The organism is Pararobbsia alpina (genome assembly GCF_902859895.1).
In the GTDB taxonomy this organism is placed as follows: Bacteria; Pseudomonadota; Gammaproteobacteria; order Burkholderiales; family Burkholderiaceae; genus Pararobbsia; species Pararobbsia alpina.
On the sequence record NZ_CADIKM010000022.1, the window covers coordinates 1 to 25944 of the forward strand.

A 25944-nucleotide genomic window follows, 5' to 3' on the forward strand; every position below is an offset into this window, starting at 1 on the left:
TCACGGTGAAGCTGATTCACCCGATCGCGATGGAAGAAGGCCTGCGTTTCGCGATTCGCGAAGGCGGCCGTACCGTCGGCGCTGGCGTGGTCGCGAAGATCATCGCCTAAGAGGTAAACCGGGCAAGCGCGGAAAAAGGCGCGTACAATGCGCGCCTTGCCCGCGACTTTGCTGCGGGACCCGTTGTAGCCGTACAGTAGTCGCACGCACTGTATTGAAGCAGTACTGAACGTATTAGAGGCTGTACCTGGGGCGATCGACATGATCGCCCTATGCTCTTTTGCCAACCCGGCGACATCCTTTACCTGTCGCCTTGCTCTTTGAGGAAGCATCATGCCGAACCAGAAGATCCGCATTCGCCTGAAAGCATTCGACTACCGCCTGATCGATCAGTCGGCCGCCGAAATCGTCGACACTGCGAAGCGGACTGGCGCGATCGTGCGCGGCCCGGTCCCTCTGCCGACCCGCATCCAGCGCTTCGACATCCTGCGCTCGCCGCACGTCAACAAGACCTCGCGCGACCAGTTCGAAATCCGTACGCACCAACGCCTGATGGACATCGTCGATCCGACCGATAAAACGGTCGACGCGCTGATGAAGCTCGACCTGCCCGCAGGCGTCGACGTCGAAATCAAGCTGCAATAAGTTTTGAGCGGCGCCGTGATGAAAGTCACGACGCCGTAAGTCTTTGATTGCTTGCGGAAAACAAAAGGCCTGGCTATAATGCACGGCTGTTCGTCATTCCGTGACGAAAGAAGCTTGAAAAAAGGCCGCGCCCAGGCGCGGCATTTTGGACTTTAGCCCTGACCAATCGCAGTCGGGAATGGAGAAAACGATGAGCCTTGGACTCGTAGGTCGCAAGGTTGGGATGACGCGTATTTTCACGGCGGATGGGGACTCGATTCCCGTTACCGTGCTCGACGTGTCCGACAACCGCGTGACGCAGATCAAGACTGTAGAAACTGACGGCTACACAGCCGTGCAGGTGGCCTTCGGCAAGCGTCGCGCATCGCGTGTGACCAAGCCCGCGGCAGGCCACCTCGCCAAAGCCGGCGTCGAAGCCGGTGAAGTTCTCAAGGAATTCCGCATTGATGCCGCCAAGGCCGCCGAGTTGTCGAACGGCGCAGTGGTCGGTGTCGATCTCTTCGCTGTGGGCCAGAAAGTCGACGTGCAAGGCGTGTCGATCGGTAAGGGCTACGCCGGTACGATCAAGCGGCACAACTTCAAGTCTGGCCGCGCATCCCACGGTAACTCGCGCTCGCACAATGTGCCGGGCTCGATCGGTATGGCGCAGGATCCGGGTCGTGTGTTCCCGGGCAAGCGCATGACCGGTCACCTGGGCGATGCAACCGCGACCGTACAAAACCTCGAAATCGCTCGCATCGACGCGGACCGCAGCCTCTTGCTCGTCAAGGGTGCAGTGCCGGGCGCGAAGGGTGGCAAGGTTTTTGTGACGCCGGCCGTCAAGGCCCGCGTGTCGAAAGGAGCGCAATAATGGAACTTAAGCTCCTGAACGAACAAGGTCAGGAAGGCACGGGCGTCAGCGCATCGGACGTCGTGTTCGGCCGTGACTACAACGAAGCGCTGATCCACCAGATCGTCGTGGCCTACCAGGCCAACGCACGCAGTGGTAATCGTGCGCAGAAGGACCGCGAGCAAGTCAAGCACTCGACCAAGAAGCCGTGGCGCCAGAAAGGCACCGGCCGCGCGCGTGCCGGTATGACCTCGAGCCCGTTGTGGCGCGGGGGCGGTCGGATCTTCCCGAATTCGCCGGAAGAAAACTTCACGCACAAAGTCAACAAGAAGATGTTCCGCGCAGGGGTCTGCTCGATCCTGTCGCAACTGGCTCGCGAAGGCCGTCTGCTGGTGGTCGAGGATATCAAGCTCGAAGCACCGAAGACCAAGCTGCTCGCGGAGAAATTCAAGGCGATGGGCCTCGATTCCGTGTTGATCATCACCGACACGGTCGACGAGAACCTGTACCTCGCGTCCCGCAACCTGCCGCACGTCGCAGTTGTCGAGCCGCGTTTCGCCGACCCGCTGTCACTGATCCACTTCAAGAAGATCCTGGTCACGAAGGCTGCGGTTGCTCAGATCGAGGAGTTGCTGTCATGACCGAACTTCGCAAAAACGATCACCGCCTGCTGCAGGTTCTGCGCGCGCCGGTGATCTCGGAAAAGGCGACGCTGGTAGCCGACAAGAACGAGCAAGTCGTGTTCGAAATCGCTCCCGATGCGACCAAGCTGGAAGTGAAAGCGGCCGTCGAACTGATGTTCAAGGTCGAAGTCCAGTCCGTGCAAGTCCTGAACGTCAAGGGCAAGGCAAAGCGTTTCGGCCGTTTCATGGGCCGCCGCAAGGATGTGCGCAAGGCGTACGTCAGCCTGAAGCCGGGCCAGGAAATCAACTTTGAAGCGGAGGCCAAGTAATCATGGCACTCGTTAAAGTCAAACCGACCTCGCCAGGCCGTCGCGGGATGATCAAGGTGGTCCACAAGGACCTCCATAAGGGCGCCCCGCACGCCGCACTGCTGAGCAAGCAAAAGCAGAACGCAGGCCGTAACAACAACGGTCACATCACGACCCGTCATAAGGGCGGTGGTCACAAGCACCACTACCGTATGGTCGATTTCCGTCGCGACAAGGACGGCATTCCGGCAAAGGTCGAGACGATCGAATACGATCCGAACCGCAGCGCGAACATCGCTCTGGTTTGCTACGCAGACGGCGAACGCCGCTACATCATCGCCCCGAAGGGCCTGACGGTCGGCCAGACGCTGATGTCGGGCTCGGAAGCGCCGATTCGCGCAGGCAACACGCTGCCGATTCGCAATATTCCGGTCGGTACGACGATTCACTGTGTGGAAATGTTGCCAGGCAAGGGCGCGCAGATGGTGCGCTCGGCCGGGACGTCGGCGATGTTGCTGGCTCGTGAAGGTACGTACGCGCAGGTTCGCCTGCGCTCCGGCGAAATTCGCCGCGTGCACATCGAATGCCGCGCAACGATCGGTGAAGTCGGCAACGAAGAGCATAGCCTGCGCCAGATCGGCAAGGCCGGTGCGAACCGCTGGCGCGGTATTCGCCCGACCGTCCGAGGCGTCGTGATGAACCCGGTCGACCACCCGCACGGCGGTGGTGAAGGGAAGACCGCGGCTGGTCGCGATCCGGTGAGCCCGTGGGGCACGCCGACGAAGGGCTATCGCACCCGTCGCAACAAGCGCACGACGACGATGATCGTCCAGCGCCGTCACAAGCGTTAAGGAGTAGGCAATGGCACGTTCTGTTAAAAAAGGTCCGTTCTGCGACGCCCATTTGCTGAAAAAGGTTGAGGCGGCCGCATCGACGCGTGACAAGAAGCCGATCAAAACCTGGTCGCGTCGTTCGACGATTCTGCCGGACTTCATCGGTCTGACCATCGCAGTTCACAATGGTCGCCAGCATGTTCCGGTTTATATCTCGGAAAACATGGTCGGTCATAAGCTTGGCGAGTTTGCGTTGACCCGTACGTTCAAGGGTCACGCAGCCGACAAGAAGGCCAAGAAATAAGGGGCAATGAGATGGAAGTCAAAGCAATTCATCGCGGTGCTCGCATCTCGGCGCAGAAAACGCGCCTTGTGGCCGACCAGATCCGCGGTTTGCCGGTAGACAAGGCGTTGAACGTTCTGACGTTCTCGCCGAAGAAAGCTGCTGGTATCGTGAAAAAGGTCGTGCTGTCTGCGATCGCGAATGCGGAGCACAACGAAGGCGCCGACATCGATGAGCTGAAGATCAAGACGATCTACATCGACAAGGCTGCCTCGCTGAAGCGTTTCACCGCACGTGCGAAAGGCCGCGGCAACCGCATCGAGAAGCAATCCTGTCACATCACTGTGACGGTTGGGAATTAAGGGGTCATACGATGGGACAGAAAATTCATCCGACTGGCTTCCGTCTGGCCGTCAGCCGCAACTGGGCATCGCGTTGGTACGCGAACAACACCCAGTTTGCGGGCATGCTGCAGGAAGACATCGGCGTTCGCGACTTCTTGAAGAAGAAGCTGAAGAACGCCTCGGTCGGTCGCGTCATCATTGAGCGTCCGGCCAAGAATGCACGCATCACGATTTTCAGCTCGCGTCCGGGCGTCGTGATCGGCAAGAAGGGCGAGGACATCGAACTGCTCAAGTCGGAGTTGCAACGCCGCATGGGTGTGCCGGTCCACGTGAACATCGAGGAAATCCGCAAGCCGGAAACCGATGCTCAACTGATTGCCGATTCGATCACCCAGCAGCTCGAGCGCCGGATCATGTTCCGCCGCGCGATGAAGCGTGCGATGCAAAACGCCATGCGTCTCGGTGCCCAGGGCATCAAGATCATGAGCGCCGGTCGCCTGAACGGGATCGAAATTGCACGTACCGAGTGGTATCGCGAAGGTCGCGTGCCCCTTCATACGCTGCGCGCCGACATCGACTACGCGACTTCGGAAGCGAAGACGACGTACGGGATCATCGGCGTCAAGGTGTGGGTCTACAAGGGCGACACGCTTGGCCGCAACGATGCGCCGGTCGTCGAGGAAACCGCTGAAGAAAAGCGTCCTCGCCGTAACGCACGTCCGGGTGGCGATCGCCGTCCGCGCCGTGATGGCGAAGGCGGTGGTCCGGGTCAACGCCGTGGTGGTGGTGGCGGCGGTGCGGGTGCTCCGCGCCGTGGCGCCGGCACCGACGCGAAGTCTGGAGAATAAGCATGCTGCAACCGAAACGCAGAAAGTACCGTAAAGAGCAGAAAGGCCGGAACACCGGCGTCGCAACGCGCGGCAATGCCGTGTCGTTCGGCGAGTACGGCCTGAAGTCGCTCGCTCGTGGCCGCCTGACCGCACGTCAGATCGAAGCCGCGCGTCGCGCGATGACCCGCCACATCAAGCGTGGCGGCCGCATCTGGATTCGCATTTTCCCGGACAAGCCGATTTCGACGAAGCCGGCCGAAGTGCGGATGGGTAACGGTAAGGGCAATCCCGAGTACTACGTTGCCGAAATCCAGCCGGGCAAAATGCTGTATGAAATGGATGGTGTAACCGAAGAACTGGCACGCGAAGCGTTCCGTCTGGCTGCAGCCAAGCTGCCGCTGAAGACGGCGTTCATCGTCCGCCAACTCGGCACCTGACGGAGAGATAGCCATGAAAGCATCTGAACTTCGCGCCAAGGACCATTCGGCTCTGAACCAAGAGCTGTCGGATCTTTTGAAGGCGCAATTCGGTCTGCGCATGCAGTTGGCCACCCAGCAACTCGGTAACACGAGCCAGCTGAAGAAGGTGCGCCGCGACATCGCGCGTGTCCGGACCGTGTTGACCGAGAAGGCGAGCCAAAAATGAACGATAGCGTAAAAACCTCGCTCAAGCGGACGCTGGTCGGCAAGGTCGTCAGCAACAAGATGGACAAGACCGTGACCGTGCTCGTCGAGCATAAGGTCAAGCACCCGATCTACGGCAAGTACGTCGTCCGTTCGAAGAAGTATCACGCGCACGATGACGCGAACACGTACAACGAAGGTGATCTCGTTGAAATTCAGGAAACTCGTCCGATTTCCAAGACGAAGGCCTGGACCGTGTCGCGCCTGCTCGAAGCTGCGCGCGTGATCTAAGCGGTAGAAGGGTTGTAAAGCGGCTGAGCTGCAAAGCGGTTGTGGTAAGGAATCGGCGGTGCAAAGCCGCTGATTCTAAAAAAGATGTGGCGGGGCGGATATCTTCTGCTATGATTTCGCTCTTCCCTCGAATCTCAAAGAGGGAGCCCCGTCGCGGGCGATGTGGTGGGGCAAGCGATGCGGAGTCATTCGCATCGAGATTCACCTGATTGCGATGGCGGTTTCGTCTGCCGTCGCTGCTGTTCAACCCAAGCAGCCTCACGGCTGACGGGACCAAGACTGACCGGCTAAGCCAATGGTGGCGGTGCCGGATTAAGTTGGGAAAGACAAACCATGATCCAGACCGAAACTCGGCTTGAAGTGGCCGACAACACGGGTGCACGCGAAGTCCTGTGCATCAAGGTGCTCGGCGGCTCGAAGCGTCGTTATGCCAGCATTGGCGACATCATCAAGGTGACCGTCAAGGAAGCAACGCCGCGTGGGCGCGTGAAAAAGGGCGAAATTTACAACGCCGTCGTCGTTCGCACGGCGAAGGGCGTGCGTCGCCAGGATGGCTCGCTGATCAAGTTCGACGGCAATGCAGCTGTGTTGCTCAATGCCAAGCTTGAGCCGATTGGTACGCGCATTTTCGGGCCGGTCACGCGTGAACTGCGTACTGAGCGTTTCATGAAGATCGTTTCGCTAGCGCCGGAAGTGCTGTAAGGAGTCGCGATGAAAAAGATTCGCACAGGTGATGAAGTGATCGTGACCGCCGGTAAAGACAAGGGCAAGCGCGGCAACGTGCTGGCCATTGACGGCGACACGGTTACGATCGAGGGCCTGAACCTCGTCAAGAAGCACGTCAAGCCGAACCCCATGAAAGGGACGACCGGCGGCGTGGAAAGCAAGTCGATGCCGCTGCATATCTCGAACGTGTCGCTCGTCGACGCGAACGGCAAGGCGTCGCGCGTTGGCATCAAGGTCGAGGAAGGCAAGAAGGTTCGCTTTCTGAAAACGACCGGTGCGACCCTTAGCGCCTGACGCTGCGGAGTGACAAATGGCACGTTTGCAAGAAATCTATAAAGAAACGATCGTTCCCGAACTGACCAAGAAGTTCGGGTACAAGTCGATCATGGAAGTCCCGCGTATCACCAAGATCACCCTGAACATGGGCCTTGGCGAAGCAGTGGCGGACAAGAAGGTCATCGAACTCGCGGTGGGCGATCTGACGAAGATCGCGGGCCAGAAGCCGGTGATCACGAAGGCGCGCAAGGCAATTGCCGGCTTCAAGATCCGTCAGGGCTATCCGATCGGCGCGATGGTCACCCTGCGTGGCCAGACGATGTACGAATTCCTGGACCGTTTCGTGACCGTGGCCCTGCCGCGTGTGCGCGATTTCCGCGGTGTCTCGGGTCGTGCATTCGACGGTCGCGGCAACTACAACATCGGTGTGAAAGAGCAGATTATTTTCCCCGAAATTGATTACGACAAGATCGACGCGCTCCGTGGGCTGAACATCAGCATCACGACGACTGCGAAGACCGACGAAGAAGCCAAGGCACTGCTCGCCAGCTTCAAGTTCCCGTTCAGAAACTGAGGTTAACGTGGCTAAACTGGCTCTGATCGAACGTGAAAAGAAACGCGCCCGTTTGGTGCAGAAGTATTCTGCCAAGCGCGCTGCCCTCAAGGCGATCATCGACGACAGCGGCAAGTCGGACGAAGAGCGTTATGACGCACGGCTGCAAATTCAGCAGCTGCCGCGCAACGCAAACCCGACTCGCAAGCGTAACCGCTGCGCACTGACCGGCCGCCCCCGCGGTACTTTCCGCAAGTTCGGCCTGGCGCGTAACAAGATTCGCGAAATCGCGTTTCGCGGCGAGATCCCCGGCCTGACTAAGGCAAGCTGGTAATAGGAGATACGTAAATGAGCATGAGTGATCCTATCGCCGACATGCTGACTCGCATCCGCAACGCGCAGATGGTTGAGAAAGTCAGCGTCGCGATGCCGTCATCGAAGGTCAAGGTCGCGATCGCGCAAGTCCTCAAGGACGAAGGCTATATCGAGGATTTCGCCATCAAGGCGGATGGTGCGAAGGCCGAGTTGCAGATCGCATTGAAGTACTATGCCGGCCGTCCGGTTATCGAGCGTCTCGAGCGTATTTCGCGCCCGGGTCTGCGCGTGTACAAGGGCCGTAACGACATTCCCCAGGTCATGAATGGCCTCGGCGTTGCCATCGTCTCCACCCCGAAGGGTGTGATGACCGATCGCAAGGCTCGCGCAACGGGTGTCGGCGGCGAAGTTATCTGCTACGTCGCTTAACGGCCTAAGGAGAAGAAGCTATGTCTCGAGTAGGTAAGAGCCCGATCGCCGTGCCGAAGGGCGCGGAAGTGACGTTGTCGGATGCTGAAATCGTCGTCAAGGGCCCGCTGGGCACGATCAAGCAAGCGATGAATCCGCTTGTGAAGGTTGCGAACGACAACGGCACGCTGACGTTGCAGCCGGCAGATGAAAGCCGTGAAGCGAACGCGATGTCGGGCACGATGCGCGCGCTGATTGCAAACATGGTCAAGGGTGTCACGACCGGCTTCGAGCGCAAGCTCACGCTGGTTGGCGTTGGTTATCGTGCACAAGTGCAAGGCGACAAGCTGAACCTGTCGCTGGGCTTCTCGCACCCCGTCATCCATGCGATGCCGGCAGGTGTGAAGGCCGAGATGCCGACGCAGACGGAAATTATTATCAAAGGGATCGACAAGCAGCAGGTTGGCCAGGTGGCCGCCGAGGTGCGCGGTTATCGCCCCCCTGAGCCTTACAAGGGCAAGGGTGTGCGTTATGCCGACGAGGTTGTGATCCTCAAGGAAACCAAGAAGAAGTAAAGGTGCCGATCATGGATAAGAAGCAATCTCGTACGCGCCGCGCACAGCAGACCCGGATCAAGATCGCCGAGCTGCAAGTGCACCGGTTGGCAGTGCATCGGACCAACACGCATATTTACGCTCAGGTCTTCTCGGCGGACGGCACGCAAGTGCTGGCAGCCGCCTCGACCGTCGAAGCGGAAGTGCGCGCCGAGCTCGCCGGCCAGACCGGCAAGGGCGGCAACACCGCCGCAGCCTCGTTGATCGGCAAGCGTATCGCTGAAAAAGCGAAGGCCGCCGGTGTCGAGTCCGTCGCATTCGATCGCTCGGGTTTCCGCTATCACGGCCGCGTGAAGGCTCTCGCCGACGCCGCGCGTGAAGCCGGACTCAAGTTCTAAAGGATTCGTCATGGCAAAGATGCAAGCGAAAGTTCAGGCCGACGAACGCGATGATGGCCTCCGCGAGAAGATGATCGCGGTCAATCGCGTGACCAAAGTCGTGAAGGGCGGCCGGATTCTCGGTTTCGCCGCACTGACGGTGGTCGGCGACGGCGATGGCCGTATCGGCATGGGCAAGGGCAAGGCGAAGGAAGTTCCGGTTGCCGTTCAGAAGGCAATGGAACAGGCCCGCCGCAATATGTTCAAGGTGCCGCTCAAGAACGGCACGCTGCAACACGAAGTTCACGGCAAGCATGGCGCTTCGGCTGTCCTGCTGGCACCCGCGAAAGACGGTACCGGCGTGATCGCCGGCGGCCCGATGCGCGCAGTGTTCGACGTGATGGGTGTGCAGAACGTCGTGGCGAAGAGCCACGGTTCGACCAATCCGTACAACCTCGTTCGTGCAACGCTCGACGGTCTGCGCAAGCAGTCGACGCCGGGTGACATCGCAGCGAAGCGCGGTAAGTCGGTTGAAGATATCCTGGGCTGATAGGTGATCAATATGTCAGAGAAAACCGTCAAAGTTCAGCTCGTCAAGAGTCTGATCGGTACCCGCGAATCGCACCGTGCCACCGTGGTCGGTCTGGGCCTGCGCCGCGTCAACTCGGTTTCCGAGTTGCAGGACACGCCTTCGGTGCGCGGCATGATCAACAAGGTTTCGTACCTTGTGAAAGTGATCGGCTAAGCCGGCGAGGAATGAACATGGAATTGAATACTCTGAAACCGGCTGAAGGCGCGAAGCATGCGAAGCGCCGGGTAGGCCGTGGTATCGGCTCCGGCCTGGGCAAGACTGCCGGCCGCGGTCACAAGGGCCAGAAGTCGCGTTCGGGTGGTTTCCACAAGGTGGGCTTCGAAGGCGGTCAAATGCCGCTGCAACGTCGTCTGCCCAAGCGTGGCTTCTTCTCGCTGACGCACGAATTCGTCGGTGAAGTGCGCCTGTCGGACCTGCAAAAGCTGCCTGTCGACGAGATCGATCTGATCGCGTTGAAGCAAGCTGGCATTCTGGGTGTGCTCTTCACGAGCGCACGCGTGATTGCTACCGGCGAGATCAAGCGCAAGGTGACGCTCAAGGGTCTGGTCGTAACGAAGGGTGCACGCGCTGCGATTGAAGCAGCGGGTGGCTCGATCGCCGAGTAAAGACGGCGACATCGACCACGCTTCAGGCAACAGCTCGGAGAAAGCATTTGGCTAACAGCCCGACTCTCGCGAAGGCCGGCAAGTCCGCAGCGAAGTATGGCGATTTGCGTCGGCGCCTGGTGTTCCTGGCGCTGGCTCTTTTCGTGTATCGCATCGGTGCGCACATTCCGGTGCCGGGGATTGATCCGGACCAACTGGCGAAGCTGTTCCAAAGCCAGTCGGGCGGCATCCTCGGGATGTTCAACATGTTCTCGGGCGGTGCGCTGTCGCGCTTCACCGTGTTCGCGCTGGGCATCATGCCGTACATTTCGGCGTCGATCATCATGCAGTTGCTGGCGATCGTGTCGCCGCAGCTCGAGGCGTTGAAGAAGGAAGGGCAGTCGGGTCAGCGGAAGATTACGCAGTACACGCGGTACTTTACGGTGGGTCTCGCAACGTTCCAGGCGCTCGGTATTGCCGTTGCGCTTGAAAGTCAGCCGGGCCTGGTGACCGAGCCGGGCATGCTGTTCCGTCTGACGGCGGTCGTGACGCTGGTGACCGGCACGATGTTCCTGATGTGGCTGGGTGAGCAGATTACCGAGCGCGGTCTTGGCAACGGTATTTCGATCATCATCTTCGGCGGGATCGCGGCAGGTATGCCGAATGCGATCGGTGGGCTGTTCGAACTGGTTCGCACCGGCTCGATGAGCATCCTGTCGGCGATCATCGTGGTGCTGCTGATTGCGGGTGTGACGTTCGCGGTGGTATTCGTCGAACGCGGCCAGCGAAAGATTCTGGTCAACTATGCGAAACGGCAGGTTGGCAACAAGATTTACGGCGGTCAGGCTTCGCACCTGCCGCTCAAGCTGAACATGTCGGGTGTGATTCCGCCGATCTTCGCGTCGTCGATCATCCTGTTTCCGGCAACCATCGCGAACTGGTTCAGTTCGGGTCCGGACAGCAGAATGAGCTGGCTGCACGATGTCGCGAACACGTTGGCCCCCGGACAGCCGGTGTATGTGATTTTGTATTCGTTGGCGATTGTCTTCTTCTGCTTCTTCTACACCGCACTGGTGTTCAACAGCAAGGAAACGGCCGACAACTTGAAGAAAAGTGGTGCGTTCGTCCCGGGTATTCGCCCGGGTGACCAAACCGCTCGCTACATCGACAAGATCCTGACGCGACTAACACTGGCGGGTGCGATCTACATCGTACTCGTGTGTCTGCTGCCGGAGTTTCTGGTGCTGCGTTGGAATGTGCCCTTCTACTTCGGTGGAACGTCGCTGCTGATCATCGTCGTCGTCACGATGGACTTCATGGCACAGGTGCAGTCTTACGTGATGTCGCAACAGTATGAGTCGCTGCTTCGGAAAGCCAATTTCAAGGGCGGAAACCTCCCGCTTCGTTGAGCGTGGGACTTGAGCTTACGAACATATGGCAAAAGACGATGTAATCCAGATGCAGGGTGAGGTTCTGGAGAACCTTCCGAATGCGACGTTCAGAGTGAAGCTGGAAAACGGCCATGTCGTGTTGGGTCACATTTCCGGAAAGATGCGGATGCACTACATCCGCATTCTTCCCGGCGACAAGGTCACGGTAGAGTTGACGCCCTACGATTTGTCGCGTGCGCGGATCGTGTTCCGGGCGAAGTGAGTTAGAAAAAGGGTAATATCATGAAAGTGATGGCATCGGTTAAGCGAATCTGCCGCAATTGCAAGATCATCAAGCGCAAGGGTGTCGTGCGCGTGATCTGCAGCTCGGATCCGCGTCACAAACAGCGCCAAGGCTGAGCGCCGCGCTTTTTTGCGCTTTTTGTTTGAGGAACAACAATGGCTCGTATCGCAGGGGTTAACATCCCGAACCATCAGCATACCGAGATCGGCTTGACGGCGATCTTTGGTATTGGCCGCACTCGCGCTCGTACGATCTGCGCGACGACTGGCGTGCCGGTCTCGAAAAAGGTCAAAGACCTGAACGACGCAGATCTTGAAAAGCTGCGTGAAGAGGTCGGCAAGTTCGTCGTCGAAGGCGACCTGCGCCGCGAAGTGACCATGAACATCAAGCGGCTGATGGATCTCGGCTGCTATCGTGGCGTGCGTCACCGCAAGGGTCTGCCGGTGCATGGTCAACGTACCCGCACCAACGCACGTACTCGCAAGGGTCCGCGCCGCGCCGCACAGTCGCTGAAGAAGTAAGCACTGATAGTTACAGGAAAAGGTAATGGCTAAGGCTCAGAACAACTCTGCGGCGCAACGCGTTCGCAAGAAAGTGAAGAAGAGCGTTGCTGAGGGCGTTGTTCACGTTCACGCATCGTTCAACAACACGATCATCACGATCACTGATCGTCAAGGCAATGCGCTCGCATGGGCAACGTCCGGCGGCCAGGGCTTCAAGGGCTCGCGCAAGTCGACGCCGTTCGCTGCGCAGGTTGCCGCTGAGTCGGCCGGCCGGGTTGCGCTCGAATACGGTGTCAAGAACCTTGAAGTTCGCATCAAGGGTCCGGGCCCGGGTCGTGAATCCGCGGTTCGTGCATTGCACGGCCTCGGTATCAAGATCACCGCGATCTCCGATGTGACGCCGGTGCCGCACAACGGCTGCCGTCCGCCGAAGCGTCGTCGCATCTAAGTTTTACCTCGCGGCGCGGCGTCTTTTGATGCCGCCCGGGAGGCTGTCTGTCCGAGCAGGGTCAGGACTCAGGTTCTCGCCCTGCGAATCGTTGCATGGCCGGCTCGTCCGGCGGTGTGCAGAAAGGCCGTGCATGCGCGGCCTTGCTTTTCATAAGCCCACCGTTCATCCCGTCGAGGATGGACTAGCGCCGGCCTCGGGCTTGCGCGAACTACCAAGGAAATCAACGTGGCACGTTATACCGGCCCCAAGGCCAAGCTTTCCCGCCGTGAAGGCACCGATCTTTTCCTGAAGAGCGCACGCCGCTCGCTCGCCGACAAGTGCAAGCTCGACAGCAAGCCGGGCCAGCATGGCCGCACGTCGGGTGCCCGTACGTCGGACTACGGCACGCAGTTGCGCGAGAAGCAGAAGGTCAAGCGTATCTATGGCGTGCTCGAACGCCAGTTCCGCCGCTACTTCGCTGACGCCGACCGTCGCAAGGGCAATACCGGCGAAACGCTGCTCCAGTTGCTCGAAACGCGCCTGGACAACGTCGTCTACCGGATGGGCTTCGGCTCGACGCGCGCTGAAGCGCGCCAGCTCGTGAGCCATGCTTCGATCGTCGTGAACGGCGTCGTGTCGAACATTCCGTCGATGCAGGTCAAGCCCGGCGATGTGATCTCGATTCGCGAAAAGGCGAAGAAGCAGGTCCGTATCGCCGAAGCCCTGTCGCTGGCCGAGCAAGTCGGCCTGCCGAGCTGGGTGGCGGTCGACGCGAAGAAGCTCGAAGGTACGTTCAAGCAAGTGCCGGACCGCTCGGACATCGCCGGCGATATCAACGAAAGCCTGATCGTCGAATTGTATTCGCGGTAATTGAATCGTCCGCCGAGGCACACCTCATCGCGAGGATCCGTCTTTCCCTTCGGTGCGTAGCGGGGCCACATTTCGATGTGGCCTTTGTTGCGGCATGCCGGCCCCCCGCGCGAGCGAAGCCCTCGGCAGTTCATTCAGGTTGTCATCCCGTCAGCCTTATCGGTGTAACGAGCCGAGGGTATTGAAAAGGAAAACCTATGCAAACCAGTCTGTTGAAGCCCAAGATCATCGCCGTCGAAGCGTTGGGTGACAACCACGCCAAAGTCGTGATGGAGCCGTTCGAACGCGGCTACGGTCACACCCTTGGCAACGCGCTGCGCCGCGTGCTGCTATCGTCGATGATCGGCTACGCGCCGACCGAAGTGACGATCGCGGGCGTCGTGCACGAGTATTCGACGATCGACGGCGTGCAGGAAGACGTGGTCAACCTGCTGCTGAACCTGAAGGGCATCGTCTTCAAGCTGCACAACCGCGACGAAGTCACGGTGACGCTGCGCAAGGATGGCGAAGGTGTCGTGACCGCGGGCGAAATCGAAGTGCCGCACGACTGCGAGATCATCAACCCGAATCACGTAGTGGCCCATCTGTCGAAGGGCGGCAAGCTCGACGTGCAGATCAAGGTCGAGAAAGGCCGCGGTTATGTACCGGGCAATGTGCGTCGCTTCGGCGAAGACTCGGTCAAGGTGATCGGCCGCATCGTGCTCGACGCTTCGTTCTCGCCGGTGCGCCGCGTGAGCTACGCGGTCGAGTCGGCCCGTGTCGAACAGCGTACCGACCTCGACAAGCTCGTCATGAACATCGAGACCAACGGCGTGATTTCGCCGGAAGAAGCGATCCGCCAGTCGGCTCGTATCCTGGTCGACCAGCTCAACGTGTTCGCCGCGCTCGAAGGTACGGAAACGGCCGCCGAAGCGCCGTCGCGTGCACCGCAGATCGATCCGATCCTGCTGCGCCCGGTCGACGATCTCGAGTTGACGGTTCGTTCGGCGAACTGCCTGAAGGCCGAGAACATCTATTACATCGGCGACCTGATCCAGCGCACCGAGAACGAGTTGCTGAAGACCCCGAACCTGGGTCGCAAGTCGCTCAACGAGATCAAGGAAGTGCTCGCTTCCCGTGGTCTGACGCTCGGCATGAAGCTCGAAAACTGGCCGCCCGCAGGGCTGGACAAGTAATAAAATGCAGGCGTGGAGGAAATCGGCACCCGAGGGTGCGGGTTTCCACCCTTTTTAGAAACATCACCGGCCCGTGCGTCATGTCGACGCAATAGAAGAGCTGGCTCGAAAACTTGAGTTAAAGGAATCATCATGCGTCACCGTCATGGTTTGCGTAAGCTGAATCGGACCAGCAGCCACCGTCTGGCAATGCTCCGTAACATGTCCAACTCGCTGATCGAGCACGAAGTCATCAAGACGACGCTGCCGAAAGCGAAGGAACTGCGTAAGGTCGTCGAACCGCTGATCACGCTCGGCAAGAAGCCGTCGCTCGCGAATCGCCGCCTGGCATTCAACCGTCTGCGCGACCGTGACTCGGTGGCGAAGCTGTTCGACGTGCTCGGCCCGCGTTTCGAAAAGCGCCCGGGTGGTTATTTGCGCATCCTGAAGTTCGGTTTCCGTCAGGGCGACAACGCCCCGATGGCGCTGGTCGAACTGCTCGATCGTCCGGAACCGGTCGAAGGCGAAGAAGTGGTCGACGCCGAATAAAGTCGGCTGAAGTTCGAGCCCGGGTTTGGACTCGGGTTTGGGCTTCCAAGCGGTCTCTGAAGAAGGTCAGGCTTTTGCCTGGCCTTTTTTGTTTTGGGGCCCGCGAGACCATCGGTTGGCCAGCGTGCGTCATTGGGTCGCGCAACATGTTTGATCAGCGGTGGTACGATCCGGTCAGATCTCGCATGACCCGCGTCAGGCGGTTCGCACGGGCGGATTTTGTCGATGAAAGGAGTCCGCGCCGTGCCGAACCCGTCACGATGTCAATCGCGCCCCAAATGGAACCCCCTTTGCTCTCCATGGTTAAAGATTTCTGCACACGCTTTCTCGCCGTACTGATTCTCGGATTGAGCTTCATGGCTTCCGGTATGGTCGGTTCGGCGCATGCGGATGATTTTCTCGATCCCGAAGTCGCGTTCAAGTTCACGAGCGAAGAGCAACCGGGCGCAGTCGATATTCATTTTGCGATTGCCAAGGGGTATTACCTGTACCGCGAGCGGTTCGCGTTCGAGGTATCGGGCGCCACCGCGAAGCTCGGCGATGCGGTTTTCCCGGCATCGCAAAGCCATTTCGATCCCACGCTGGAAAAGACCGTCGAGACTTATCGCGGCGATATCGTCATTCACGTGCCGGTGGTCAATGCGGCGGCCCCGTTCGATCTCGTTGTGACCTCGCAGGGATGCGCGGACGCGGGCATTTGCTATCCGCCGATACAGCACAAGGTCCATGTGGCGGGAGCGGTCTTTCAGGCGGCGCCCACGTCTTCCACCAGCCTGTCCGCGCAGTCGGACAGTACGCCGCTCGCGCCGGATGCGGATGACACGGCCCGTGGTGCGAACGCTTCGCCGGCGGTTCAGGCGCCCGCTGCAGGCACGAACGCCGGCACGGGCACCGACGCGGCCTTGCAATCCGGCGCCGCACCGTCATCGGCAAGCAGTCTCCAGGACGCGCTGCAGACCGAGGGGACAGCCGAGCGCCTGCTTGCCGGCCATAGCTGGCCGTACGCGCTCGGCGCTTTCTTCCTGATCGGGATCGGCTTGAGCCTGCTGCCCTGCAGCTGGCCCATGGTTCCGATCCTGGCTTCGATCATCGTGGGCCAAGGCGCGCAAACCACACGCTCGCGCGGCTTCGTGCTCGCGATCGCCTACGTGCTGGGATCCGCCTGTGTCTATGCGATTCTCGGCGTGGCCGCAGGCCTCGCCGGCGCCTCGCTGGCAGCATGGCTGCAGAACCCGTGGGTGCTTGGCGCATTCGGCCTGCTGCTCGTCGCGTTCGCCCTGTCGATGTTCGGCCTGTACGAACTGCAGATGCCGGCCGCCTGGCAAAGCCGCGTCGATGGCGCGGCCCGCCGCGCGAGCGGCGGCCAGCTGGCCGGCGTGTTCGTGATGGGCGCTCTGTCAGCGCTCGTCGTGGGGGCCTGCATGACCGCGCCGCTATTCGCCGTCCTCGCCTACATCGCGCAGACCGGCAATGCGGCATTCGGGGGCGCAGCGCTGTTCGCGATGGCCTTGGGTATCGGTGTACCCCTGCTGGTCGTCGGAGCCGGTGCGGGGGCGCTGCTGCCCCGCGCAGGCACATGGATGGAATCGGTCAGGCGCGTGTTCGGCATGTTGCTGCTCGGGGTGGCGCTCTACATCGTCTATCCGGTCCTGCCGAACTGGGTGACGATGCTCGCGATCGCTTTGTGGGCGCTCATCGCCGCCTCGCTGCTCGGTACGTTCGAATCGGCGCCGCCGGTGAAAGGCGCGACGGGCTGGCGAATCGGCAGGGGAGCGGGGCTGGTGCTGACGGCGCTCGCCATCATCCAGCTGGTCGGCGTCGCGGGCGGCTCGCGCGATCCGCTCGCACCCTTGGGCGTGTTCACCAGCGGTGGTTCTGGCGCGAATGGGACAGGGTCCGGCGCCGCGACCGCGAATGCGGCCACCCTCGCATTCGCGCCGGTTGCGACGAGCGCTGCGCTCGACATCGCGGTGAGCACCGCGCAGCGGCCCTCGATGCTCGATTTCTATGCCGACTGGTGCGTAAGCTGCCGCGAGATGGAGAAGTTCACGTTCAGCGACCCGCGCGTGCACGCACGGCTTGTCCAACTGCAGTTGCTGCGCGCCGACGTGACGGCCAACAATGCGGACGACCAGGCGCTGCTCAAGCGGTTCTCGCTGTTCGGGCCGCCGGGCATCATCTTCTTCGACCGGCAGGGCAGTGAAGTCAAGGCCCTGCGTGTGGTCGGCTTCCAGTCGGCCGACGTGTTCCTGCGCAGCCTCGACCGTGCATTCGGTCCCGCGCCGAAGCCGGGAGACCCGGCCAAGGCGACCTGAATCAGCCCTGCTGCTTCAGCAGCCGCGCCGCATCGAGCGCGAAATAAGTCAGCACGCCATCCGCACCCGCGCGCTTGAACGCGAGCAGCGACTCCATCATGACCTTGTCGTGATCGAGCCAGCCGTTCTGCGCGGCCGCCTTGAGCATCGCGTATTCGCCGCTGACCTGATAGACGTAGGTCGGGAAGCTGAACTCGTCCTTCACGCGGCGCACGATATCGAGGTAGGGCATGCCGGGCTTGACCATCACCATGTCGGCGCCTTCGTCGATGTCGAGGGCGACTTCACGCAGGGCCTCATCGCTGTTCGACGGGTCCATCTGGTAGGTCATCTTGTTGCTCTTGCCGAGGTTCGCGGCCGAGCCCACCGCATCGCGGAATGGCCCGTAGAACGCCGACGCGTACTTGGCCGCATACGCCATGATCTTCGTATGAATATGGCCGCTTTCCTCGAGCATGTCGCGGATCTCGCCGATCCGGCCATCCATCATGTCGGACGGCGCGACGATGTCGACACCGGCTTCCGCCTGAACGCGGGCCTGTTCGACAAGAATGCGGGTCGTGACGTCGTTGATCACATAGCCGCTCTCGTCGAGTACGCCGTCCTGTCCATGGCTCGTGTACGGGTCGAGCGCAACGTCGGTGAGCACGCCGAGTTCGGGAAAGTGCTTCTTGAGCTCGCGCACTGCGCGCGGCACGAGGCCTTCGGCGCGAGTCGCCTCGATTCCGTCGAGTGTTTTCAGCGAAGGTTCGATCGCCGGGAAAAGTGAAATCACCGGCACCCCGAGTTCGACGCATTGCTGCGCCACCTGCATCAGCAGATCGACCGAGACGCGCTCGACGCCGGGCATCGAGGGTACCGCCTGACGAACTTTCGTGCCTTCGACGATAAAGACGGGATAAATCAGATCGTCGGTGCTCAGGCGATTTTCCCGCATTAAACGACGGGAAAAGTCATCACGCCGCATCCGGCGGGGACGATGGAGTGGAAAAACGCTCATTGAAACTCGCTATTAAGAAGTCATCAAATCCGAGGAGAGGTCTAAAGAACTTTCCGAATGCTTGGTATATGATACCGACCGGGTATCTCACTAAGGTGTGACACCCCCCGCTTCTCCTCCCTGAGCGGGTGCCTGTCGTTTTACGATTAGGCTGTTAGCCCGCCGTGTCTCACGGCGGGTTTTTTTATTCTTATCGTGAAATCTCATCTTCACGATATTCGAGTATGGGTCGACTACATAACTCATGTCGCAATAATCCCGCCATCTGATGCACCATCGACTGGCTTTTCGACGGGCGCAATCCAGTTTTCGATTACATCGTGAGCCGGCTCGAGCCCGACTCGCTTCAATGCGGAAAACAATTGCACGGTCAGCAAGCGCTCGCCTTCGCCCGTGTGCGGCATATATTCCTCAAGCGTCTTGCGAGTCTGCCGCAAGGCATTGATGCTTTCCTGGCGCGTGAGCTTGTCGGACTTGGTGAGCAGCACGAGGATCGGCTTGCGCGTCGGCGCAAACCAGTCGATCAACTGCATGTCGAGATCGGTACAGGGGCGCCGCGAATCCATCATCAGCACGAGGCCGCGCAATTGATGGCGGGCGTGCAGGTAATCGCTGAGCAAATGCTGCCAGTGCAGTTTCGCGGTGCCGGACACTTGCGCATAGCCATAGCCGGGCAGGTCGACCAGATAACCCACCGGTTCGTCTTCCGGACCGATCGAGAAATAGTTGATGTGCTGCGTGCGGCCGGGGGTCTTGCTCGCGAAGGCGAGACGCTTCTGATTGCACAGGATATTGATCGCGGTGGACTTGCCCGCATTTGAGCGTCCCGCGAAGGCGACTTCGGGACGCACCGTCGCCGGCAGGTCCTGCAAATGATTGACCGTCGTCAGGAAACGGGAGCGATGAAGCAGAAAAGAGCGCATGGAGGGCCGTTGGGGGCGGGTTTTCACCCACCCATAAAGGCGCGCTGGCGCGCCGGGGGTAATCGACCGCTATTGTACAATGCAGATGTTTACTCGAAGCCCGAAGGGACCGCCCACGGGGCCGGGCACCCAATCGCAGGCGATGTTGCAGAACCTCATTTCCTCACAAGAACAAGGTGTGCGATGAACCGACGGTGCAAGACTTTTTTGGTATCGCAGGTCGTGGTGGCAGGTTTGGCGGGGATCATCGCGGGATCGTCGGCCTTTGCCGCGGAGCCGGCCGCACCGGCAAAAGTGGATGTAAGCCGGGGGCAACAGATCGCAACGACGGTCTGCATAGCGTGCCATGCGGCGGACGGCAACAGCCCGAGCGCGGCCTTTCCGAAGCTCGCCGGCCAGCACGCTGAGTATCTTTACAAAGCGCTGAAGGACTTCGTCAAGCAGCCGGGCGCCAAGGCGCCTCAACGGCAGAACCCCATCATGCTCGGCATGGCCAGCGCATTGACCGATCAGGACATGCGCAACGTGTCGGAGTATTTCTCGACGCAGACACCCAAGCCGGGCGCCGCCAAGAATCCGGCGACCATTGCGCTCGGCGAGAAGATCTGGCGCGGTGGTATCAGCGAGAAGGGCGTACCAGCCTGTGCGAGCTGTCACGGCGCGACCGGCGCCGGGGTACCCACGCAGTATCCGCGCCTGTCGGGACAGTGGCAGGACTATACGGTCGCGCAACTGGCTGCGTTCCAGCATGGCACGCGTAACGACAGCGCGCCGATGACGGCCATTTCATTGCGTTTGACCGACAATGAGATCAAGGCGGTCGCCGATTACGCGGCTGGGTTGCATTGAATTGAAGACATAGCGCGACGCCGTAACAAAGCAGGCGTAGACTGCCGGCCTTGAAGCGCGCCTGTAGTAGTGGCTTAGCGTTCCGGTCTGAAGAGGCCGGGACGGCCGATGGATAGAAAGACAAAAAAAGGGTGCAGCGCGCCAATCGAGACATGGGCGCGCCCACCCTTTTCCTTTGAGTGCTGGAGCAGTAATGAGTGTCACCACCTCCGGGATAGAAATCCGGTTTGGCCACCGAGCGTGGCGCAGCGCCATCGAGTTATTCAGCTCGATGCGTTTTGCGATCAGCCTGCTGGTCATTCTCGCGAATGCGAGCATTGTCGGGACGGTGCTTACCCAGTCCGATCCCTATCCGAACTATGTGAATCAGTTCGGTCCGTTCTGGGCCGACATCTTCCGCTCGCTGGGCCTGTTCACGGTCTACAGCGCGTGGTGGTTCATGCTGATCCTGATCTTTCTCGTCATCTCGCTGTCGCTCTGCGTCATGCGAAATGGCCCGAAGATGATCGCGGACATGCGCAACTGGAAGGACAAGGTCCGCGAAGGCAGCCTGCGGGCCTTTCATCACAAGGGTGAGTTCACCTCGAGCGCCTCGCGCACCGAGGTTGCCGCGCATCTGGCCACGCTGATCGCGGAGAACGGCTACGCCTACCGGCTCAAGGACGCCGACGGTGCGACGCTGATCGCGGCCAAGCGCGGCGCGTTCACCAAGCTCGGCTACATCTTCGCGCACGTCGCGATCGTCGTGATCTGTATCGGCGGCCTGCTCGACAGCAATTTGCCGATCCGGCTCCAGATGTGGCTCGGCGACAAGACGCCGATTCGCGGCAACAGCGTGATCGACTCGATCGGGCCCGAGCACCGCCTGCCGCCGTCGAACATCACGTTCCGCGGCAATGCCTGGGTGCCCGAGGGGCAGAACGTCTCGACCGTCATCCTGAACGAGCCAGAGGGTTCGATGATCCAGGACCTGCCGTTCTCGATCCAGCTGAACAAGTTCATCGTCGACTACTACTCGACGGGCATGCCGAAGCTGTTCGCGAGCGACATCGTGGTGATCGACCACAAGACCGGTGCGCGCGTGCCGGCGCGCGTCAAGGTCAACGAGCCGTTCACCTATGATGGTGTGTCGATCTACCAGTCGAGCTTCGAGGACGGCGGTTCGAGAATGCACGTCAGCGCGTTCCCGATGAGCGGCGACGACGCGAAGCCGATCCCCCTGACCGGACTGATCGGTGGCAGTACGCCGCTGCCCGGCAACACGGGCGACACGATCGAGTTCAGTGATTTCCGCGCGATCAACGTCGAAAACCTTACCGATGCCTCGGGCAAGACCGATGTGCGCGGTGTCGCGCACGAATCGCTTCAACAGGCATTCGATGCCCGGCTCGGCTCGGGCGCGAAGTCGTCCAAACCGATGAATCTGCACAATGTCGGGCCATCGATCCAGTACAAGATCCGCGGCCGCGACGGCCAGGCCCGGCAGTTCAACAACTACATGGTGCCGCTTCAGATCGATGGAGAGTCCGTGTTCCTGGCGGGCGTGCGCGCGGATGAAGCGGACCCGTTCCGCTACCTGCGGATTCCGGCCGATGCCAACGGCAGCGTCAAGGACTGGATGCTCCTGCGCGCCGCGCTCGCCGACCCGCAGATGCGTGCGGCCGCGGCCCAGTCGTTTGCGGCCCGCGCGGCCGATCCCGCCAATCCGGAGCTGCGCGACCATCTGCGCGAAAGCGCGGAGCGCGTGATGAACCTGTTCGCCGGCGCGACACCGGTGAACGGCCCGGACGGCAAGCCCCTGCCAGGCACCGCGGGCGGCTTTGCGGCCGTTGCCGCATTCATCGATCATTCGGTTCCGCGTGCGGAACAGCCGAAGGCGGCCGACCTCCTGCTACGCATGCTCGAGGGTTCGGTCTGGGACCTTTGGCAGCTCTCGCGCCAGAAGGCCGGCGAACCCCCGCTGCCGCAGGGTGAGGACGGCACGCGCTTCGTGCGTCTGTCGATCAATGCGCTTTCCGATAGCTTTTTCTACGGCGCGCCGGTATTCCTCCAGCTCGACTCGTTCCAGCAGGTGCAAGCCTCCGTGTTCCAGCTCTCGCGCACCCCGGGCAAAAAAATCGTGTATCTTGGCAGCCTGCTCCTGGTGATCGGCGTCTTCGCGATGTTTTTCGTGCGCGAACGCCGAGTCTGGTTCTGGATTAAGGAGACGGCTGCGGGAACCGCTGTGCTGATGGCCATGTCCACGGCACGTCGCACGCTCGATTTTGAGAAGGAATTTGCCGACCTGCGCCGTGCGGTCGGTGACGAACTGGGCTCGTCAGACGGGTCTCCCGATCAGACGACCCTCACCAAGTGAACGCCATGGAAGTTACGCACTCGTCTTTACCCCAACCCGCCCGCCACGGCGCACTCAACGAATCCGCTTCGCCCGGAGCGCCGATGCGGCGCCAGCGTCCGGTCAAGCGATCGTTTTTCGCCAGCCTGACCGTGTTTGACTGGGTCTTCGCCGCCCTGCTGATTGCCGGCGCGGGATTCGCATTGAACCGCTACCACGCGCACATGAACTATTACGACAAGCTCGTGATGGTCTGTGCGGTGCCGACCTTCGCCGTGCTCGGCTGGCGCTGGAAACCTGTCCGGCCGCTGATGGTGTTGATCGCCGCGATTTCGATCGGCGCGATCCAGCTCTATCAAGGCGATCTCGGCCGGGCCGAGACGGTGTTCTTCCTCAAATACTTGATGTCGAGCCAATCGGCCATCCTGTGGATGAGCGCGCTGTTCATTTTCGCGACGCTGTTCTACTGGATCGGCATGCTGGCGCGCTCGCCGGTCGGCACCAGCATCGGCTCACGCCTGACCTGGGCTGCGGTGCTGATGGGTTTTGTTGGTCTGATGGTCCGCTGGTACGAGTCTTATCTGATCGGTGCCGATGTCGGCCATATTCCGATTTCGAACCTGTATGAAGTATTCGTGCTGTTTTGCCTGATCACTGCGCTGTTCTATCTGTACTACGAGCAGCACTACAAGACGCGAGCGCTCGGTGCCTTCGTGCTGCTCGTGATCAGCGCGGCAGTCGGGTTCCTGACGTGGTATTCGGCCGCGCGCGACGCCCAGCAGATCCAGCCGCTCGTGCCCGCGCTGCAAAGCTGGTGGATGAAGATCCACGTCCCGGCGAACTTCATCGGCTATGGCTGCTTTGCGCTGGCGGCAATGGTGTCGGTGGCCTATCTGCTCAAGGAGCGTAACGTCCTCGCGGACCGCCTGCCGACGTTCGCCGTGCTCGACGACGTCATGTACAAGTCGATCGCGGTCGGTTTTGCATTCTTCACGGTCGCGACCATTCTCGGCGCGCTCTGGGCCGCTCAGGCCTGGGGTGGCTACTGGAGCTGGGACCCGAAGGAAACTTGGGCGCTGATCGTCTGGCTCAACTATGCGGCGTGGCTGCATATGCGGCTGATGAAGGGCCTGCGCGGCTCGGTCGCGGCATGGTGGGCGCTCTCGGGGCTGGTTGTGACGAGCTTCGCGTTCCTCGGCGTCAATATGTTCCTCTCGGGATTGCATAGCTACGGAAAACTGTAAGGGCGCGATGCGGCATCGCGGCATGGCGGGATCGTGCCGCGACTGCATGGGAATCGCTCGACGATGCCATCAAGAGAACCGTCGTACACTCAGTTGTACGGCGGTTTTTTTTCGCCGTGCCCGTGCGCGCAAAGCGCGTTGTGACCCGTTTTTTTTGTGATTTTTTCATCGATCGCGCACGAACGAGCGATGTAAGGTCCGAGTCGAAACTCCGACCAAGCCGGAACACGCAGGACGTATCGATCAAGGAACAAAGACCATGCTGATCAAGACATCGACCCGCCGCGATGGCAGCGATATCGCCGCGAGCGAGATCACCCCGCAGCCAACGTTCGAGCGCCGCCGCCAACTGCTGCTCGCGGCCGGTATGAGTGCGGCGGGTCTCGCGCTGGCACCGCGGGCCCATGCTGCCAACGCGCCGGTCGACGACGCGAAGCTCGCGGCCCAGCCGAACCCGAAGTTTCAGGTGCCCGACAAGCGCACCTCGCTGCAGGACATCACAAGCTACAACAACTACTACGAGTTCGGCACCGACAAGGGCGACCCGGTCAAGAACGCGCATACCCTGCAGACGCGCCCGTGGACCGTCTCGGTCGAGGGCGAGATCCACAATCCGAAAACCTACGGTATCGACGACATCCTGAAACTCGCGCCGCTCGAGGAGCGCACGTATCGCTTGCGCTGTGTCGAGGGCTGGTCGATGGTGATTCCGTGGATCGGTTTTTCGCTGTCGGAAATCATCAAGCGTGCTCAGCCGACCGGCAACGCGAAATACGTGCAGTTCGTCACGCTCGCCGATCCGAAACAGATGCCTGGCCTGTCGTCGCATATTCTCGACTGGCCTTATTCCGAGGGGCTGCGGATGGACGAGGCGATGAATCCGCTGACGTTGCTGACCGTCGGGCTCTATGGGCAGGTGCTGCCGAAGCAGGATGGCGCACCGGTGCGCGTGATCGTGCCATGGAAATATGGCTTCAAGAGCGCGAAGTCGCTCGTGACGATCCGTTTCGTGGACAAGCAGCCGCCGACGAGCTGGAACACGTATGCGCCAAACGAGTATGGCTTCTATTCGAACGTGAACCCGGAAGTCGACCACCCGCGCTGGAGTCAGGCGACCGAACGGCGCATCGGTGAAGACGGGTTTTTCACGCAGAAGCGCAAGACCTTGATGTTCAACGGCTATGGGGAACAGGTCGCGTCGATGTATCAGGGCATGGATCTGAGGAAGTTTTACTGACGAAGACGTATTGACGACGATGCCGCGATGAACGAGCCACAAGTTGAACCTCAGGGCGCACTTCAGGGTGCGGCCCGTGCACCGAAAAGCGCTATGCCTTCCACTTCCGGCATGGCGACACCCACAGCGTCGCCGCGCGTGACGGCCGGGGCGCGTCGCGCGGCTCCCGTGACGCCGCGCCAGCTCGTGATTGCGAAGATCGTGGTCTTCATGGCCTCGCTATATCCGCTTGCGCGCCTGATCCTGTTCGGCGTGACCGGCCAGCTCGGCGCCAACCCGATCGAGTTCATCACGCGCTCGACCGGGCTCTGGACGCTCGTGTTTCTCTGCATCACGCTGGCTGTCACACCACTGCGCCGATTGACGGGGCGCGCGGAGCTGATCCGCCTGCGCAGGATGCTCGGGCTCTTCGCGTTCTTCTACGCGCTGCTCCACTTCACGACCTATTTCTGGCTCGACCAGTGGTTCGACCTGCATGCGATCGTCAAGGACGTGATCAAGCGTCCGTTCATCACGGTCGGCTTCGGTGCGTTCCTGTTGCTGATCCCGCTCGCGGCCACGTCGTTCCAGGCGGCCGTGCGCAAGCTCGGACGTCGCTGGCAGACACTGCATCGCGCGATCTATGCGATTGCAGTGCTTGCGATCCTGCACTTCTGGTGGATGAGGGCTGGCAAGAACGACCTCGAGCTGCCGCAGATCTATGCAACGATCGTCGCGGTGCTATTGGGCTTTCGGATCGTATGGGCGTTGCTCGCGCGCCGCAAGGCGGCGCGAGCGGCCTAGAAGCGCGGGGCGCATTGCGCGAGCGCCCCCGCCGCGGATCGCATCTCGCGATCCGGATGTCCTGTCTCAGCCGGTCAGGACGGG

At 60.8% G+C, this 25944-nt stretch carries 38 protein-coding genes; 36 read left to right on the forward strand and 2 right to left on the reverse strand.

What is annotated here, in order from left to right; translation table 11 throughout:
* The 31 genes from HV670_RS19255 to dsbD all read left to right on the forward strand — a co-directional run.
* On the forward strand, positions 1-110 hold a 110-nt coding region (locus HV670_RS19255; protein ID WP_484555933.1), incomplete at its 5' end, for an EF-Tu C-terminal domain-related protein.
* 223 nt (positions 111-333) lie between these two features.
* A complete protein-coding gene (gene rpsJ / locus HV670_RS19260; protein WP_175106476.1) occupies positions 334-645 on the forward strand; it encodes a 30S ribosomal protein S10 in 312 nt (103 codons plus the stop codon).
* A 190-nt stretch (positions 646-835) separates the two neighbouring features.
* Entirely contained in the window at positions 836-1495 is a 660-nt protein-coding gene (gene rplC / locus HV670_RS19265) for a 50S ribosomal protein L3 (protein ID WP_175106477.1), read from the forward strand.
* Complete coding sequence (gene rplD, locus HV670_RS19270; protein ID WP_175106478.1) at positions 1495-2115, forward strand: 50S ribosomal protein L4; 621 nt, start codon at positions 1495-1497, stop codon at positions 2113-2115. Before rplC ends, rplD begins: the two co-directional genes overlap by 1 nt.
* Positions 2112-2426, forward strand: coding sequence for a 50S ribosomal protein L23 (gene rplW, locus HV670_RS19275; protein ID WP_175106479.1), 315 nt, complete (start codon positions 2112-2114; stop codon positions 2424-2426). The genes rplD and rplW overlap by 4 nt, the downstream gene beginning before the upstream one ends.
* Before the next feature lie 2 nt (positions 2427-2428).
* Positions 2429-3256, forward strand: a complete 828-nt coding sequence (gene rplB, locus HV670_RS19280) for a 50S ribosomal protein L2 (protein ID WP_175106480.1) — start codon at positions 2429-2431, stop codon at positions 3254-3256.
* Positions 3257-3266: 10 nt separating this feature from the next.
* Positions 3267-3542 (forward strand): 30S ribosomal protein S19, encoded by a 276-nt coding sequence (gene rpsS, locus HV670_RS19285; protein WP_175106481.1) that lies wholly within the window; start codon positions 3267-3269, stop codon positions 3540-3542.
* A gap of 11 nt (positions 3543-3553) precedes the next feature.
* Complete coding sequence (gene rplV / locus HV670_RS19290) at positions 3554-3883, forward strand: 50S ribosomal protein L22 (RefSeq protein ID WP_175106482.1); 330 nt, start codon at positions 3554-3556, stop codon at positions 3881-3883.
* An 11-nt stretch (positions 3884-3894) separates the two neighbouring features.
* A complete protein-coding gene (rpsC, locus tag HV670_RS19295) occupies positions 3895-4713 on the forward strand; it encodes a 30S ribosomal protein S3 (RefSeq protein ID WP_175106483.1) in 819 nt (272 codons plus the stop codon).
* Between the two features lie 2 nt (positions 4714-4715).
* Positions 4716-5132: a 50S ribosomal protein L16 gene (gene rplP / locus HV670_RS19300; RefSeq protein ID WP_175106484.1), complete on the forward strand. Its 417-nt coding sequence runs from the start codon at positions 4716-4718 to the stop codon at positions 5130-5132.
* 13 nt (positions 5133-5145) lie between these two features.
* Positions 5146-5340, forward strand: a complete 195-nt coding sequence (gene rpmC / locus HV670_RS19305; RefSeq protein WP_175106485.1) for a 50S ribosomal protein L29 — start codon at positions 5146-5148, stop codon at positions 5338-5340.
* Positions 5337-5609, forward strand: coding sequence for a 30S ribosomal protein S17 (rpsQ, locus tag HV670_RS19310; RefSeq protein WP_175106486.1), 273 nt, complete (start codon positions 5337-5339; stop codon positions 5607-5609). Before rpmC ends, rpsQ begins: the two co-directional genes overlap by 4 nt.
* 333 nt (positions 5610-5942) lie before the next feature.
* Positions 5943-6311: a 50S ribosomal protein L14 gene (rplN, locus tag HV670_RS19315; RefSeq protein WP_175106487.1), complete on the forward strand. Its 369-nt coding sequence runs from the start codon at positions 5943-5945 to the stop codon at positions 6309-6311.
* A 9-nt stretch (positions 6312-6320) separates the two neighbouring features.
* A complete protein-coding gene (rplX, locus tag HV670_RS19320) occupies positions 6321-6629 on the forward strand; it encodes a 50S ribosomal protein L24 (RefSeq protein ID WP_175106488.1) in 309 nt (102 codons plus the stop codon).
* A 16-nt stretch (positions 6630-6645) separates the two neighbouring features.
* A complete protein-coding gene (gene rplE / locus HV670_RS19325) occupies positions 6646-7185 on the forward strand; it encodes a 50S ribosomal protein L5 (protein ID WP_175106489.1) in 540 nt (179 codons plus the stop codon).
* Between the two features lie 7 nt (positions 7186-7192).
* Positions 7193-7498 (forward strand): 30S ribosomal protein S14, encoded by a 306-nt coding sequence (gene rpsN / locus HV670_RS19330; protein ID WP_175106490.1) that lies wholly within the window; start codon positions 7193-7195, stop codon positions 7496-7498.
* A gap of 14 nt (positions 7499-7512) precedes the next feature.
* Positions 7513-7908 (forward strand): 30S ribosomal protein S8, encoded by a 396-nt coding sequence (gene rpsH, locus HV670_RS19335; RefSeq protein ID WP_175106491.1) that lies wholly within the window; start codon positions 7513-7515, stop codon positions 7906-7908.
* 20 nt (positions 7909-7928) lie between these two features.
* Positions 7929-8462: a 50S ribosomal protein L6 gene (rplF, locus tag HV670_RS19340; protein WP_175106492.1), complete on the forward strand. Its 534-nt coding sequence runs from the start codon at positions 7929-7931 to the stop codon at positions 8460-8462.
* A gap of 11 nt (positions 8463-8473) precedes the next feature.
* Entirely contained in the window at positions 8474-8839 is a 366-nt protein-coding gene (rplR, locus tag HV670_RS19345; RefSeq protein ID WP_175106493.1) for a 50S ribosomal protein L18, read from the forward strand.
* 10 nt (positions 8840-8849) lie between these two features.
* Positions 8850-9368 carry a 30S ribosomal protein S5 gene (rpsE, locus tag HV670_RS19350; protein ID WP_175106494.1) on the forward strand — a complete coding sequence of 173 codons (519 nt, stop codon included), beginning with the start codon at positions 8850-8852 and terminating at the stop codon, positions 9366-9368.
* A 12-nt stretch (positions 9369-9380) separates the two neighbouring features.
* Positions 9381-9563 carry a 50S ribosomal protein L30 gene (gene rpmD, locus HV670_RS19355; protein ID WP_175106495.1) on the forward strand — a complete coding sequence of 61 codons (183 nt, stop codon included), beginning with the start codon at positions 9381-9383 and terminating at the stop codon, positions 9561-9563.
* A 17-nt stretch (positions 9564-9580) separates the two neighbouring features.
* Positions 9581-10015, forward strand: coding sequence for a 50S ribosomal protein L15 (gene rplO, locus HV670_RS19360; protein ID WP_175106496.1), 435 nt, complete (start codon positions 9581-9583; stop codon positions 10013-10015).
* A gap of 47 nt (positions 10016-10062) precedes the next feature.
* Positions 10063-11403: a preprotein translocase subunit SecY gene (gene secY, locus HV670_RS19365; RefSeq protein ID WP_175106497.1), complete on the forward strand. Its 1341-nt coding sequence runs from the start codon at positions 10063-10065 to the stop codon at positions 11401-11403.
* A 25-nt stretch (positions 11404-11428) separates the two neighbouring features.
* Positions 11429-11647, forward strand: coding sequence for a translation initiation factor IF-1 (gene infA, locus HV670_RS19370; protein WP_003264140.1), 219 nt, complete (start codon positions 11429-11431; stop codon positions 11645-11647).
* A 20-nt stretch (positions 11648-11667) separates the two neighbouring features.
* Positions 11668-11784: a 50S ribosomal protein L36 gene (gene rpmJ / locus HV670_RS19375; protein ID WP_004199844.1), complete on the forward strand. Its 117-nt coding sequence runs from the start codon at positions 11668-11670 to the stop codon at positions 11782-11784.
* Positions 11785-11823: 39 nt separating this feature from the next.
* A complete protein-coding gene (rpsM, locus tag HV670_RS19380; protein ID WP_175106498.1) occupies positions 11824-12189 on the forward strand; it encodes a 30S ribosomal protein S13 in 366 nt (121 codons plus the stop codon).
* A gap of 25 nt (positions 12190-12214) precedes the next feature.
* On the forward strand, positions 12215-12619 hold the full coding sequence (gene rpsK / locus HV670_RS19385) for a 30S ribosomal protein S11 (protein WP_121090741.1): 405 nt from the start codon (positions 12215-12217) through the stop codon (positions 12617-12619).
* A gap of 228 nt (positions 12620-12847) precedes the next feature.
* Positions 12848-13471 (forward strand): 30S ribosomal protein S4, encoded by a 624-nt coding sequence (gene rpsD / locus HV670_RS19390; RefSeq protein WP_175106499.1) that lies wholly within the window; start codon positions 12848-12850, stop codon positions 13469-13471.
* Positions 13472-13668: 197 nt separating this feature from the next.
* Entirely contained in the window at positions 13669-14646 is a 978-nt protein-coding gene (locus tag HV670_RS19395; protein ID WP_121090743.1) for a DNA-directed RNA polymerase subunit alpha, read from the forward strand.
* Between the two features lie 132 nt (positions 14647-14778).
* Complete coding sequence (gene rplQ, locus HV670_RS19400; protein ID WP_175106500.1) at positions 14779-15174, forward strand: 50S ribosomal protein L17; 396 nt, start codon at positions 14779-14781, stop codon at positions 15172-15174.
* Between the two features lie 278 nt (positions 15175-15452).
* Positions 15453-17489, forward strand: a complete 2037-nt coding sequence (dsbD, locus tag HV670_RS19405; protein ID WP_246257711.1) for a protein-disulfide reductase DsbD — start codon at positions 15453-15455, stop codon at positions 17487-17489.
* Between the two features lies 1 nt (position 17490).
* On the opposite strand, the gene hemB is transcribed toward dsbD, so the two are convergent.
* Positions 17491-18489 carry a porphobilinogen synthase gene (gene hemB, locus HV670_RS19410; RefSeq protein WP_175106501.1) on the reverse strand — a complete coding sequence of 333 codons (999 nt, stop codon included), beginning with the start codon at positions 18487-18489 and terminating at the stop codon, positions 17491-17493.
* A gap of 242 nt (positions 18490-18731) precedes the next feature.
* Complete coding sequence (yihA, locus tag HV670_RS19415; protein ID WP_175106502.1) at positions 18732-19412, reverse strand: ribosome biogenesis GTP-binding protein YihA/YsxC; 681 nt, start codon at positions 19410-19412, stop codon at positions 18732-18734.
* Positions 19413-19595: 183 nt separating this feature from the next.
* Here yihA and HV670_RS19420 point away from each other — a divergent pair, with 183 nt between their 5' ends.
* The 5 genes from HV670_RS19420 to msrQ all read left to right on the forward strand — a co-directional run bounded on the left by HV670_RS19420 (position 19596) and on the right by msrQ (position 25860).
* Positions 19596-20261, forward strand: a complete 666-nt coding sequence (locus HV670_RS19420; protein ID WP_175106503.1) for a c-type cytochrome — start codon at positions 19596-19598, stop codon at positions 20259-20261.
* Positions 20262-20454: 193 nt separating this feature from the next.
* On the forward strand, positions 20455-22617 hold the full coding sequence (locus HV670_RS19425) for a cytochrome c biogenesis protein ResB (protein ID WP_175106504.1): 2163 nt from the start codon (positions 20455-20457) through the stop codon (positions 22615-22617).
* A gap of 5 nt (positions 22618-22622) precedes the next feature.
* Positions 22623-23840 (forward strand): c-type cytochrome biogenesis protein CcsB, encoded by a 1218-nt coding sequence (ccsB, locus tag HV670_RS19430; protein WP_175106505.1) that lies wholly within the window; start codon positions 22623-22625, stop codon positions 23838-23840.
* A 259-nt stretch (positions 23841-24099) separates the two neighbouring features.
* Positions 24100-25077, forward strand: a complete 978-nt coding sequence (gene msrP / locus HV670_RS19435) for a protein-methionine-sulfoxide reductase catalytic subunit MsrP (protein WP_175106506.1) — start codon at positions 24100-24102, stop codon at positions 25075-25077.
* Positions 25078-25188: 111 nt separating this feature from the next.
* Complete coding sequence (gene msrQ, locus HV670_RS19440; RefSeq protein ID WP_175106561.1) at positions 25189-25860, forward strand: protein-methionine-sulfoxide reductase heme-binding subunit MsrQ; 672 nt, start codon at positions 25189-25191, stop codon at positions 25858-25860.
* The last annotated feature ends 84 nt before the right edge of the window (positions 25861-25944 follow it).

Bases quoted from the DNA above. Each gene is read 5' to 3' on its own strand.
- rpsJ (WP_175106476.1), top strand. From the start codon at position 334: ATGCCGAACCAGAAGATCCGCATTCGCCTGAAAGCATTCGACTACCGC.
- rplC (WP_175106477.1), top strand. From the start codon at position 836: ATGAGCCTTGGACTCGTAGGTCGCAAGGTTGGGATGACGCGTATTTTC.
- rplD (WP_175106478.1), top strand. From the start codon at position 1,495: ATGGAACTTAAGCTCCTGAACGAACAAGGTCAGGAAGGCACGGGCGTC.
- rplW (WP_175106479.1), top strand. From the start codon at position 2,112: ATGACCGAACTTCGCAAAAACGATCACCGCCTGCTGCAGGTTCTGCGC.
- rplB (WP_175106480.1), top strand. From the start codon at position 2,429: ATGGCACTCGTTAAAGTCAAACCGACCTCGCCAGGCCGTCGCGGGATG.
- rpsS (WP_175106481.1), top strand. From the start codon at position 3,267: ATGGCACGTTCTGTTAAAAAAGGTCCGTTCTGCGACGCCCATTTGCTG.
- rplV (WP_175106482.1), top strand. From the start codon at position 3,554: ATGGAAGTCAAAGCAATTCATCGCGGTGCTCGCATCTCGGCGCAGAAA.
- rpsC (WP_175106483.1), top strand. From the start codon at position 3,895: ATGGGACAGAAAATTCATCCGACTGGCTTCCGTCTGGCCGTCAGCCGC.
- rplP (WP_175106484.1), top strand. From the start codon at position 4,716: ATGCTGCAACCGAAACGCAGAAAGTACCGTAAAGAGCAGAAAGGCCGG.
- rpmC (WP_175106485.1), top strand. From the start codon at position 5,146: ATGAAAGCATCTGAACTTCGCGCCAAGGACCATTCGGCTCTGAACCAA.
- rpsQ (WP_175106486.1), top strand. From the start codon at position 5,337: ATGAACGATAGCGTAAAAACCTCGCTCAAGCGGACGCTGGTCGGCAAG.
- rplN (WP_175106487.1), top strand. From the start codon at position 5,943: ATGATCCAGACCGAAACTCGGCTTGAAGTGGCCGACAACACGGGTGCA.
- rplX (WP_175106488.1), top strand. From the start codon at position 6,321: ATGAAAAAGATTCGCACAGGTGATGAAGTGATCGTGACCGCCGGTAAA.
- rplE (WP_175106489.1), top strand. From the start codon at position 6,646: ATGGCACGTTTGCAAGAAATCTATAAAGAAACGATCGTTCCCGAACTG.
- rpsH (WP_175106491.1), top strand. From the start codon at position 7,513: ATGAGCATGAGTGATCCTATCGCCGACATGCTGACTCGCATCCGCAAC.
- rplF (WP_175106492.1), top strand. From the start codon at position 7,929: ATGTCTCGAGTAGGTAAGAGCCCGATCGCCGTGCCGAAGGGCGCGGAA.
- rplR (WP_175106493.1), top strand. From the start codon at position 8,474: ATGGATAAGAAGCAATCTCGTACGCGCCGCGCACAGCAGACCCGGATC.
- rpsE (WP_175106494.1), top strand. From the start codon at position 8,850: ATGGCAAAGATGCAAGCGAAAGTTCAGGCCGACGAACGCGATGATGGC.
- rpmD (WP_175106495.1), top strand. From the start codon at position 9,381: ATGTCAGAGAAAACCGTCAAAGTTCAGCTCGTCAAGAGTCTGATCGGT.
- rplO (WP_175106496.1), top strand. From the start codon at position 9,581: ATGGAATTGAATACTCTGAAACCGGCTGAAGGCGCGAAGCATGCGAAG.
- infA (WP_003264140.1), top strand. From the start codon at position 11,429: ATGGCAAAAGACGATGTAATCCAGATGCAGGGTGAGGTTCTGGAGAAC.
- rpmJ (WP_004199844.1), top strand. From the start codon at position 11,668: ATGAAAGTGATGGCATCGGTTAAGCGAATCTGCCGCAATTGCAAGATC.
- rpsM (WP_175106498.1), top strand. From the start codon at position 11,824: ATGGCTCGTATCGCAGGGGTTAACATCCCGAACCATCAGCATACCGAG.
- rpsK (WP_121090741.1), top strand. From the start codon at position 12,215: ATGGCTAAGGCTCAGAACAACTCTGCGGCGCAACGCGTTCGCAAGAAA.
- HV670_RS19395 (WP_121090743.1), top strand. From the start codon at position 13,669: ATGCAAACCAGTCTGTTGAAGCCCAAGATCATCGCCGTCGAAGCGTTG.
- rplQ (WP_175106500.1), top strand. From the start codon at position 14,779: ATGCGTCACCGTCATGGTTTGCGTAAGCTGAATCGGACCAGCAGCCAC.
- dsbD (WP_246257711.1), top strand. From the start codon at position 15,453: ATGGAACCCCCTTTGCTCTCCATGGTTAAAGATTTCTGCACACGCTTT.
- hemB (WP_175106501.1), bottom strand. From the start codon at position 18,489: ATGAGCGTTTTTCCACTCCATCGTCCCCGCCGGATGCGGCGTGATGAC.
- yihA (WP_175106502.1), bottom strand. From the start codon at position 19,412: ATGCGCTCTTTTCTGCTTCATCGCTCCCGTTTCCTGACGACGGTCAAT.
- HV670_RS19420 (WP_175106503.1), top strand. From the start codon at position 19,596: ATGAACCGACGGTGCAAGACTTTTTTGGTATCGCAGGTCGTGGTGGCA.
- HV670_RS19425 (WP_175106504.1), top strand. From the start codon at position 20,455: ATGAGTGTCACCACCTCCGGGATAGAAATCCGGTTTGGCCACCGAGCG.
- ccsB (WP_175106505.1), top strand. From the start codon at position 22,623: ATGGAAGTTACGCACTCGTCTTTACCCCAACCCGCCCGCCACGGCGCA.
- msrP (WP_175106506.1), top strand. From the start codon at position 24,100: ATGCTGATCAAGACATCGACCCGCCGCGATGGCAGCGATATCGCCGCG.
- msrQ (WP_175106561.1), top strand. From the start codon at position 25,189: ATGGCGACACCCACAGCGTCGCCGCGCGTGACGGCCGGGGCGCGTCGC.